14 protein-coding genes are annotated in these 8,956 nt (G+C 65.9%); 8 read left to right on the forward strand and 6 right to left on the reverse strand.

Features of this window, described 5'->3' with window-relative positions; genetic code table 11:
• Positions 1-98: 98 nt before the first annotated feature.
• Positions 99-1,169 (reverse strand): hypothetical protein, encoded by a 1,071-nt coding sequence (locus ACFVT5_RS43060; RefSeq protein WP_389899719.1) that lies wholly within the window; start codon positions 1,167-1,169, stop codon positions 99-101.
• Positions 1,170-1,919: 750 nt separating this feature from the next.
• On the opposite strand from ACFVT5_RS43060, the gene ACFVT5_RS43065 reads away from it, so the two are divergent.
• A complete protein-coding gene (locus ACFVT5_RS43065; RefSeq protein WP_389899720.1) occupies positions 1,920-2,708 on the forward strand; it encodes a calcium-binding protein in 789 nt (262 codons plus the stop codon).
• Between the two features lie 313 nt (positions 2,709-3,021).
• Here ACFVT5_RS43065 and ACFVT5_RS43070 read toward each other — a convergent pair whose 3' ends face one another.
• A complete protein-coding gene (locus ACFVT5_RS43070) occupies positions 3,022-3,477 on the reverse strand; it encodes a DUF6228 family protein (protein ID WP_389899721.1) in 456 nt (151 codons plus the stop codon).
• Positions 3,478-3,510: 33 nt separating this feature from the next.
• On the reverse strand, positions 3,511-3,972 hold the full coding sequence (locus ACFVT5_RS43075) for a DUF2199 domain-containing protein (protein WP_389899734.1): 462 nt from the start codon (positions 3,970-3,972) through the stop codon (positions 3,511-3,513).
• Positions 3,973-4,394: 422 nt separating this feature from the next.
• On the opposite strand from ACFVT5_RS43075, the gene ACFVT5_RS43080 reads away from it, so the two are divergent.
• The 3 genes from ACFVT5_RS43080 to ACFVT5_RS43090 are packed head-to-tail and all read left to right on the forward strand — an operon-like array spanning position 4,395 to position 5,615.
• Positions 4,395-4,661 carry a hypothetical protein gene (locus ACFVT5_RS43080; protein WP_389899722.1) on the forward strand — a complete coding sequence of 89 codons (267 nt, stop codon included), beginning with the start codon at positions 4,395-4,397 and terminating at the stop codon, positions 4,659-4,661.
• A 26-nt stretch (positions 4,662-4,687) separates the two neighbouring features.
• Positions 4,688-5,260, forward strand: coding sequence for a hypothetical protein (locus ACFVT5_RS43085; protein ID WP_389899723.1), 573 nt, complete (start codon positions 4,688-4,690; stop codon positions 5,258-5,260).
• Between the two features lie 10 nt (positions 5,261-5,270).
• The gene (locus ACFVT5_RS43090) at positions 5,271-5,615 is read left to right on the forward strand and encodes a hypothetical protein (RefSeq protein ID WP_389899724.1); all 345 of its coding nucleotides are present in this window, start codon (positions 5,271-5,273) and stop codon (positions 5,613-5,615) included.
• A gap of 71 nt (positions 5,616-5,686) precedes the next feature.
• Here the strand turns inward: ACFVT5_RS43090 and ACFVT5_RS43095 are convergent, their stop codons facing one another.
• Positions 5,687-6,280, reverse strand: a complete 594-nt coding sequence (locus ACFVT5_RS43095; RefSeq protein WP_389899725.1) for a hypothetical protein — start codon at positions 6,278-6,280, stop codon at positions 5,687-5,689.
• A 230-nt stretch (positions 6,281-6,510) separates the two neighbouring features.
• Between ACFVT5_RS43095 and ACFVT5_RS43100 the strand changes: the two genes are divergently transcribed.
• Positions 6,511-6,678: a hypothetical protein gene (locus ACFVT5_RS43100; protein WP_389899726.1), complete on the forward strand. Its 168-nt coding sequence runs from the start codon at positions 6,511-6,513 to the stop codon at positions 6,676-6,678.
• Positions 6,679-6,744: 66 nt separating this feature from the next.
• Here ACFVT5_RS43100 and ACFVT5_RS43105 read toward each other — a convergent pair whose 3' ends face one another.
• Complete coding sequence (locus tag ACFVT5_RS43105) at positions 6,745-7,641, reverse strand: phosphotransferase (protein ID WP_389899727.1); 897 nt, start codon at positions 7,639-7,641, stop codon at positions 6,745-6,747.
• Between the two features lie 162 nt (positions 7,642-7,803).
• Between ACFVT5_RS43105 and ACFVT5_RS43110 the strand changes: the two genes are divergently transcribed.
• Positions 7,804-8,016 carry a hypothetical protein gene (locus ACFVT5_RS43110; protein WP_389899728.1) on the forward strand — a complete coding sequence of 71 codons (213 nt, stop codon included), beginning with the start codon at positions 7,804-7,806 and terminating at the stop codon, positions 8,014-8,016.
• Between the two features lie 4 nt (positions 8,017-8,020).
• Here ACFVT5_RS43110 and ACFVT5_RS43115 read toward each other — a convergent pair whose 3' ends face one another.
• Positions 8,021-8,191: a hypothetical protein gene (locus ACFVT5_RS43115; protein WP_389899730.1), complete on the reverse strand. Its 171-nt coding sequence runs from the start codon at positions 8,189-8,191 to the stop codon at positions 8,021-8,023.
• A 142-nt stretch (positions 8,192-8,333) separates the two neighbouring features.
• On the opposite strand from ACFVT5_RS43115, the gene ACFVT5_RS43120 reads away from it, so the two are divergent.
• Together ACFVT5_RS43120 and ACFVT5_RS43125 are read left to right on the forward strand one after the other, a co-directional pair.
• The gene (locus tag ACFVT5_RS43120) at positions 8,334-8,513 is read left to right on the forward strand and encodes a hypothetical protein (RefSeq protein WP_389899732.1); all 180 of its coding nucleotides are present in this window, start codon (positions 8,334-8,336) and stop codon (positions 8,511-8,513) included.
• 68 nt (positions 8,514-8,581) lie between these two features.
• Positions 8,582-8,836 (forward strand): hypothetical protein, encoded by a 255-nt coding sequence (locus tag ACFVT5_RS43125; RefSeq protein ID WP_389899733.1) that lies wholly within the window; start codon positions 8,582-8,584, stop codon positions 8,834-8,836.
• The last annotated feature ends 120 nt before the right edge of the window (positions 8,837-8,956 follow it).

Genomic DNA, 8,956 nt, shown 5'->3' on the forward strand with positions numbered 1-8,956 from the left:
TGGGGGCGGCCCATCCCCCCCCCCCCGGGCCCCCCCGCCGGGGGCCCCGCGCGGGTGGGGGTGGGGCCGGACCCGGCAACCGGGTCCGGCCCGTGGTTCTACAGGCGGGGGAACAGCGCCCGTGCCGCCATCGGGTGATGGTGGAGCCTGCGCAGGAAGTCTGCCTGGAACGCGGCCCTTGCTGCGGTCTCGTCGTTGCGCATGTCGCCCACCCCCTTCTTCGTCTTCACGATCACACCGTCCATGATGCTGATTCCCGCGCCCCCCAGGTCGGAGAAGACGTTGGTACGCAGGTGCAGGAACACCTTTCCTTCCCGCTCGGCGATGGTCACCGCGTAGGCCAGATCGGCAAGCGGGTAGACGTGCGTGGCCCGGGACCGCGCGACGGGCCCCGAAAGGATCTCAGGGCGCAGTGCGCGGAGGTAGTGGGCGAGTGCCGTGCGGGTTGCGGCACAGAGCGGTACATCGATGCTTTCCGGGTCGAACTCCCGGACAGCGGGCCGCCGCCACATCCCGGACGTGCCGGTGGTGCAGGTGCGAAGGATCTCGTCGTACATCTTCGCCACCTTGCGGTGGATGTACACGATGTCGGCGGGAAGGTCCGGGCTGGTGAGGCTTTCCCAACCCTGCGGCAACAGGAACTGTGCCGTGGCCGTGGCCGTGGGGGTGGAGTGCGCCGGAACGGGCTGGAGTACCCGCAGCGCGTCACCGTCCACGATGTCCGCGCTCACCAGAGCGCCAAGAACTGACGCTTCCTCAACGATCCGGCGGCGGCACACGGCGGAGAGTTCTCCCGCCCGTATGGACCTTTCCGCGACGTCTGCGCGCTCACCGTTGGTGCGTCCTACGAGGTGGGCGTGAAACCGCTTCTCGCCCTGGATCGACTCGCGGTCGACGGTGCGCGGGTCGTAGCTCCACGACACCACCGGGCTCAGCTCGTAGGCGCGGCAGTGCTCGGCGAAACACGCCGCGATGACCCCGAGTGCCCTGCCGAACTCGGGCGAGTGGTCGTGCAGTCCCGGACGGGGCGTGGCCCCGGCAGACATGAGCATGAGTTCGTACAGGGCGTGCGGTGACCTCTTGTCGGTGAGGGCGTACGCCTCGTCGGGCGACATGTTGATGTGGGCGCGGACGTTGGTCCATCCGTAGACGTCGCTCACGGTGCTCATGCGCTGAACTCCGTTCACGTATCCCGGGTAGCCCTTCGCGGGGAGCGAGTCCACCACGTGAATGCCCCTGCGCCGGTTTTCCAGGGCAGAGGGGAGCAACTGCTGGGCCCATGGGGGTTCCTTCCCTTGACGTTGGCCGCCGGTCGGGGTGTGCCGCCCCTTCCGACAAAGACAACTTTACAGCAGTTCAACTTATCCGTCTATGCAAAAACCCAGGTCAGAACAGGTTTTGAGCGCCCGGTGGGGGGTTGCGGCAGCGGGTCACAGCAAAGGACGGGGATGGCTGGTCCGGTGCGCGCAGCTTGCTGCGCAGGACCAGCCACCAGGCCGGTGAACGCGCCGAAGGCGCCCGCCAGACCATCCCGGAGGGCCGCCAGGCCCTCCGGGGCGTCCCCGCCCGACCTGTGACCCACTGCCGCAACCCCCCACCGGGCCAAGAACGCTGCGCCCCGCGAGAGCCGCGCCCCAACGCCAGGAACGGGGCGGTCCTGAGAGACCCTCCGACCTGCGGTGAGTATCCAAGATCCCCTCAGCGCCAACGCCTTGTACCGCTGCACAGACCGAGGCCCGAACACCCCCCCGGGCCGGAAGACGGCGTGAGCACCGTGCTCGCCCTGGGGGCAGTATGTTCGGCGGGCAACCATTCCCGTGGCCCGATGGTCATCTCCGATGCCATCCGAGTACCGGGTGGGCATTGTCAGCTCCGTCCCGGGATATTCCTGAGGCGCTGGAACATGGGGAAACGCCTTCATGCATCACCGCACCACCGTGGCAGGCTTCGCCGGGGCACTCGCCCTGTCCGCGCTCGCAATGCCGGGGACCGCCCAGGCCGATGAGGTCTCGGGCGACATCAGGATCACGAAGGTGGTCGTCAACGGAGGGAAGGACATCGTCCTGGGGACCACGGACGTGAAAACGTTCACCATCGCGGTGACCGCCACCGACGACTCGGGCATCGAGGTCGGAAATACCTTCCCGATCATGTGGCACACGCCCCTCCCCAACGGCGACTATTGGGGTGTCGTGGGGCCCGAGGACATCGCGGGCAAGTGCGTGCGCCAGAGCTTCGCCACGACCACCTGCACCTACACGCTGAAAATGAACCCGCGCATCCACCCGCAGGACAACACCACGGCCGGGACCTGGACCGTGCGAGCTCACGCCCTGGCCAACGACGGTGACTACATCACCGAGGACTCCGCCGGGAAGGCGAAGGTCCTGCGCAACTCCAGACTGACGGTCAACGCTGCGCCGGAACCGGTGAAGAAGAACCAGACGATCACCGTCACGGGCGCCCTGACCCGCGCCAACTGGGAGACCTACAAGTACGCGGGCTACACCAAGCAGCCGGTGAAGCTCCAGTTCAAGAAGAAAGGCACCAGCACCTACACGACCCTCAAGACCGTCACGACGGACGGCAAGGGCAACCTCAGGACGACGACGAAGGCCACGGCGGACGGCTACTTCCGCTACTCCTTCGCAGGCACGTCCACCACCCCGGCGGTCTCCTCCGCGTCGGACTACGTCGACGTGAAATAGCCCCCGAAGGCCCGCCCCCAGCTCAGCGCGAAAAGCCCAGGTCAGAGACCCTGTGACCTGGGCTTGCCCGAGACCCCGGCTGTTCCACGGCCGGCGGGCCGGTCAGCCGCTACATCTCTCCTCGCTCTACGATTCTCCGGACCCAGTGGTCCGGCGTTGTGCACCGCGGCCTGTTGCCACCCCAGCACCCAGGGGCCAGCAGCCAACCGTTGCTCAAACAGGCGAACCAAGGAATGGCGCTCGTGATGGTCCTCGACGACACAGTCGACCCACCCATGTGCCCCCAACGTCCCGGTAATTCGTATGCCGACTGTCACCACGGCTCCCCAGCGAGGAAGTACCGGACATCGGCCGCCAGGGATGCCATCTGCTCACCGGCCTCCAGCCAGGTGGTCGCCGAGGCGCTCCAACCGCCGGCGGTCTTCGCCCATGGCCGCAAGGTCCAGGTCAGTCCGACCTGGCCGCCGGACCGGAAGACGGCTGACATCGCGAGGTCACGGTCGTTGGTCTGCCAACTGCGTTCGCCGTCCCATCCCCGGTAGTCGGCGGCGAGCTCTTCCAGGAACGGAACCAGATCGCTGTCCCAGATCCAGGTGACGACCTCATTGACTCGGGCGGCCAAACCTGGGGCCCGTAGTTCGACGGCGTAGTACACAGAGTCCTCGTCGCAGCTGAACCGATCGCAGAACCTCACACTGACAGACGAGTTGTCCTGACAGCGGATCGTCAGGCTGGCCTCATCGTCAGTGCCGACGCCTGGGGTGGTCATGGGCGGAACGCTAGGTCAGCAGTACGTTCGACGTCACTTGGATTCGCTGTTGGTGGGGTGGAGAACGACCTCGGCGATTTCACGGACGCGCTCCATAGTGATGCCGGTCCGCTGTTCGACTGCGAGAGGGTGGTCGGTCGGCTCCAGCTCGATGAAGGGGCGCTGTCCGATGGGGCGGGTGTGGACGTGGGTCTTCAAGTTGATGGTGCTGGGCGAGTAGAGGAGCTCGGTGGACAGCCACCCGAAGTACGGCTCCTCGGTTTCACGTCCCGGGGTGTCCCAAAGGTCTGCGGATCGGGTGAAGTTGTCCCGGCTGAGGGAGACCCATGCGGCCCAGGAGAACACCTCGTCGCTGCCAATGACCGGTATCTCGACCAGACCCTTGACGAAGTAGTGCTGTGTCTGGATCACGCACTGATCCGACGAGAGCAGGCAGTCCGCAGAGTCCGCGAAACTCGGTTCCCAGACGTAGGGGGCTCTGGCCGAGTAGTTCATCGGCAGCTCGGCATGGTGGCTGCCGCAGCACGAGCAGGTGAATCCGAGGTTGCTGGTCATGGTCGGAGCCTAATGATCGGCTCCGGTGCAGCTGACATCAGGCTTCAGATCGGTCGTGCGGTTGTCGACGACCTCAGCGATGTCGTCGAGCCACCAGAGCATGGCGCGCACGGGCAGACCAATGTGCTGTGAAGCGCCGGCTGTCCGACACGGGGACGGGCGGCCCGGCCTGGGCACTCTCAGCGGGCTTCACGGTCTCCAACTCCACGGCGGTGTCAGTCACTTGACGTCTCTCCCATGATCGTCGGATCCGCCGTTAGATTTACACTCCCCCCTCACGCTGGAAGGAAGTGCGCGGGCGGCTCGGCCCGGGGCGTCCGCAGACGGTGACGCTGCCCGGCCCAGGACACTCTGGCGAAGCCGTGATTGACCACGAGGCACGGCACTACCGGGAGAACCGGGATCTGCTTCACCAGCATCTCCACGCCGAGACCCTGTTCATGACCGGCAGCGCGCAGGTGTTCAGGGACACCGCCCGGCACTTCCTCGACGTCGCCCGGAACGGTCCCGGATACGTCCCCGTCCATCCGAGCTATCCGCACTTCTGCACCGAGCTCCACTCCAACGACGGCATTCTCGGCGACGCGCGCGAGATCCACATCGAGTACTGCGACCAGTGGGACTCATGACCCCGAGCGACAGGACCCCGCCGACCATGACGTTCAACGATCACCTTCAGCATCTCGTTGAGAGGGCCCTCGTATCCATCCCGGCCGCTGATGCCGGCGACATCTACGCCGTCTCCTTCCTCATCGTCAACGAGGACGACGACCCTCGTCAGCCGACCCTGACGGTCGGCTACAACACTGAAGCTCAGGCTCGACACAGCATCCTGGACGCCTCTGACCAGGCAGAAGCCCGCTGGAACTATGCCTTCTGGATTCAGAACCAGCTGACTGTGGTCGGCGACCTGACCAGCGACCCCGGCGGGGCCATCGCTCGCCAGGAGTGGATCACCGAACTCGGACTTTGGTACGAGGAGCCGACCGACCGCGCCGACTGGGTGCCAGTCATCGGGCCGGTCGCCGCGCAGATCGAGTCCCACTTCAACCAGACCTGCTGCCGGCTCGCCCGAACCCTCCGTACCACCGGCGTCATCGAAAGATCTGTCGGCCGAACTGTGCCGGTGCATCGATGTCGTCGTTGCCGGAAACGCAGCCGAGTCCTTCGTGATCCTGGTCGCCCTGGGCGACGATTAGGTTCATTTCGGCGGATCAAGGCGTCATAGGCTCCAAGACATGCACAGCACCTTGACGGAGCACGCCCGGTGTCTCTACGGAGACGAGTTCCGACCGACGCCTGAGTGCGACCTCGACCACCGGGAGCACTACTTCGTCGAGGAACTGACATTCGCTGACGCGGATTCGATCCTCGCCATGCTCCGTGAGCTCAGTCCGCACGTGGTCGATGGCCGCCTGCCGGTCTGGGTGCGCAACCTGTCCTATCGGTTGGTGCTCCTGCAGCGACCTGATGAGCCGGCGCTGATGCGCAAGGCTGCCGAGAACTTGTGGCTGCACGGACCGGACTGGGATGACATCGCAGCGGACCTGACGAGGCGGGCAGACGCCCTGGAGGCCGACTGATTTCTTGGCCCTCAGCCCGGCGGCTGAGGGCTGTCCGCCGTCGGCGGCGCGTCTGGGGCGACGCGATGGGCTCAGGTGCGCGGCGGAAGGACTTCGATCACAGTGGCCGTGCCAGCGACAAGTCGGGCTTCGTGCATGGTGATCACATCGCCGCACTTCAGGTGCCTCCACTGCTCCGGGCTCAGGGGGGCCAGCCGAACGTCGGCCGTCTCTCCCGGACCGAGCTCCTGCGCATACTCCACCCACAGCCTTGCGATGTTCAGTTCTGGCTCCCCGTCAGCGGTGCGGTTGCCGATGTCCCACATCGGCCTGAGCCGTCCGTCTCCGGAAAAGGCAGTCCGGCGTCGGCCCTCCTCCGCACCCACCAGGCTCAGGGTCGCCCGCACAGTGCCGTGTCGGACTTCCCAGCCCCGCCACTCGCACCAACGACGGCTGGGGTCGAGCATCATCTGGCGAGCAGCCTCAGCGAGGAGTTCCCAGAAGTCAACGGACACGGGGTGGACATCCCCGATCTCGATGAGAACACCGAGCACCATCTCCCACTCCTGGCGCCCGATGTCCTCGCGCACATCCCCGACTGTCTGGCCGTTTTCTGCCACGGCGTCCTCCGGCAACAGATCGACGGCCTGGCGAAGGAGCGTGAACGCGTCATCCATGTGCTGCATTCTCCCCCGTCCCCGGACGCCCGTTGAAGGACGACCAGGTCGGCGAGTTGGCAGCGCGACACGCCCGAATGCTCGCTGGCGCCGAGATTGTTGCCCACTACTTTGAGCAACTCGACTTCGAGCCGCCCCCGCCAGGCCGTCTGCGCTAGTTCGGATAAGCTTGTGTCAGATGCTCGCTCCTCCGACCTGACCCGGCCCAACGGGCACGGCTTGCCGAGATCCGCGACAACTTGATCGCCCGAATCGCCGAAGCCGAGACGGAAGGCTGGCTCGGCGAGGTCGAGGGTCTCCAGCGCAGCCTGGCTGGCGCCGAGGAGAAGCGCAGCCAGCTCGATCGGGGCCACGGGCAGCATACGGCCGTGGACCTTGGCATCCCCACCATGCGTGGTGATCGATGAACCCACGAAGGTGGACTGCCGCATGGCCCTCAACCAAGATCGAGAACAGGTTTAAAGAAGCGTGCATCAAACGCCCTTCAGAACACGATCAAGTGCCGCCCGGCCTGCAGGTCCCCAGTGCGGCTTGCCGCCGGGAAGGCCCCGATCTCCGTTCTGCCCCATGAGCATCAGGAACAGGCTCTTCATAGCAGCCAGCCCGCGGGCGCGCCGGATCGCCGCCTCGTCTGCATGCGCGTACATGTCGAAGAACCGTGAGGCCATGCCAGCGGGTAGCAGCACCCATGCGGCGGCGAGGTCCCACGCCGGATCGCCAGCGAACATGGCACCGAAGTCGACGATACCCGAGAGCGTTCCGTCCGAGACGACGACGTTCGCGGGATGGAGGTCGCCGTGCACCCACACCGGCGGACCCTCCCACGCATCGGCCGCAACAGCGTCGCCCCAGACGGCTCGGACCTCGGCAGCGATGCCGTCGGGAACAGCGGACCGGAAGAAGTTCTCGAAGCCGTCCGTGCAGTTCCTGGGATGGGCACCGAAGTCCGTAGAGATCGGCGCCTCGGCGGGCGCCTCCACATGGAGCGCCCGGAGGAAACCCGCCAGCGTGTCGGCCGCGTGGGCGCCGCGGCTGATCGAGCCGTGGTCCAGCGGCTCGCCGGGAACCCACGTCATCACGGTCCAATGCTTGGGAAAGCGCTCGGACGGGTCACCGAACCGCACCGGGAGCGGCACCGGGAGCGGCAAGCGCGGGGCCAGCACCGGCAGCCACCGCCGCTCCTTCAGCTGGAGCTCCGGAGTGAGGTCCATGCGCTGCATGCGCACGGCCAACTCGTCCCCGAGGCGCCACATCTGGTTGCCCCAGCCGCCCGCCACCTCCCGGATGGCCAGCCCTGCAAGATCTGGATGTTGCTCCTGCAGCAGGTCGCGGACCAGGTCTGCGGTGATCTCGATCGCGGTGTCGGTCATGCGAAGTCACAGTACTGAGGCGGCAGGCGGAGCAGTTCTCGCTCTCCGGAACATCTCGCTGTGATTCCTCTGGCATCACCAATTCGGTTTCAAAGAGCTGCAGATCAGAAGCTTTGGGACGGCACGGTCCCAAAGTTCAGAGAAGCCTGTGTCAGGTGCCCCATGTTCCGGCTGGACCTGGCGCAGGAGCCCCGGCTGCTGGAGATCGAGACCAACACCCGCCAGCGCCTGGGAGAGGCCCAGCGGATGCAGTGGCTCGGTGAGGTCGCCGGCCTGCAGCAGAGCCTGCGGCACATCGCCGACAAGAAAGGGCAGGCCGAACGTCTGCGAGCCCAGGTCGGCCGAGGTGAGGACGGGGTCGCTGCCCTTGGTTAGGTCGTCACGACTCCGCGATGATCTGGGCCTTGAGCCGGTCGTATTCGGCGACCGTGTCCGGCAGGTGATCGAAGAAGTCATTCCAGAAACCGGGTCGCTGCCACTCCTGGGGCGCCAGGGTCAGCCTGCCGTGGTTCAGTGCGGTGACCCAACAGGTCGGTATCCGATCGGACACGATCTCGAACATGTCCGCGTCCCACGGTCCAGGGGAGTCGATCTCGTCTCGTCTCGCACTGCGGTCAGGAAGGCGGAACAGGACGTGGTGTCGGCGTACTTGAGAGAGAGGTGCTCAACGAGGTACAGACAAACGTGCTCAGTTGGAGATCGCCGACGACATCCCCGTCTGCTGCGACGACGACACGGACGCCGTGAAGCTCGGCAACGGCGGCATCGAGTACACGTGCGGCGACTGCCGCACCACCCTGGAACTCGACAATCTGGCCTCGCCTCCGACCTCCGGGAGAAAACCGCCGTCTGAGCTACCCGTAGGCGAGTAGGTACCGGCCGATATTCCCGGCAGGGGCCCTCACCGTGTTCATAGAATCCTGCTTCGATGAAGAGACGCGTGCAGTTCACCGAGCAGGTTGTGCGGTTCCGTGACTACATGCCGGCCGCGGACCGGGAGAAGTTCCTGCGTCTCGTTGCCAGGATCGCAGCCGAGCCCGAAGGCGCCGACAGTCACCTTGCCTACACGAGCGACGCTGTGACGCGCGCGGCCTGGGAAGACCGCGTAATGGTCCACTACGTCGTGACGCGCTTCTTCGTGGTCGTCATCGAGGCTGACATCTACGACGCGTCGCGTGGCTTCAACGAGGTGTAGTCGGGCACGAGAGGGCCCTATCACCCTTGGGTTCTAGTGATCGTCGCAACACCGATCCAGATTCAGGCGGTCAGTAGATCACGTAGGCGCTCGGCTGGGTTATCCCAGTCGAGCGTCTTG

Source organism: Streptomyces sp. NPDC058001, from assembly GCF_042886315.1.
GTDB lineage: Bacteria > Actinomycetota > Actinomycetes > Streptomycetales > Streptomycetaceae > Streptomyces.

Excerpts from the sequence above, each read along its gene's own strand:
- ACFVT5_RS43075 (WP_389899734.1), bottom strand. The coding sequence starts at position 3,972 with ATGAACTACTCGGCCAGAGCCCCCTACGTCTGGGAACCGAGTTTCGCG.
- ACFVT5_RS43090 (WP_389899724.1), top strand. The coding sequence starts at position 5,271 with ATGCACAGCACCTTGACGGAGCACGCCCGGTGTCTCTACGGAGACGAG.
- ACFVT5_RS43110 (WP_389899728.1), top strand. The coding sequence starts at position 7,804 with ATGTTCCGGCTGGACCTGGCGCAGGAGCCCCGGCTGCTGGAGATCGAG.
- ACFVT5_RS43065 (WP_389899720.1), top strand. The coding sequence starts at position 1,920 with ATGCATCACCGCACCACCGTGGCAGGCTTCGCCGGGGCACTCGCCCTG.
- ACFVT5_RS43085 (WP_389899723.1), top strand. The coding sequence starts at position 4,688 with ATGACGTTCAACGATCACCTTCAGCATCTCGTTGAGAGGGCCCTCGTA.
- ACFVT5_RS43095 (WP_389899725.1), bottom strand. The coding sequence starts at position 6,280 with ATGCAGCACATGGATGACGCGTTCACGCTCCTTCGCCAGGCCGTCGAT.
- ACFVT5_RS43060 (WP_389899719.1), bottom strand. The coding sequence starts at position 1,169 with ATGAGCACCGTGAGCGACGTCTACGGATGGACCAACGTCCGCGCCCAC.
- ACFVT5_RS43070 (WP_389899721.1), bottom strand. The coding sequence starts at position 3,477 with ATGACCACCCCAGGCGTCGGCACTGACGATGAGGCCAGCCTGACGATC.
- ACFVT5_RS43105 (WP_389899727.1), bottom strand. The coding sequence starts at position 7,641 with ATGACCGACACCGCGATCGAGATCACCGCAGACCTGGTCCGCGACCTG.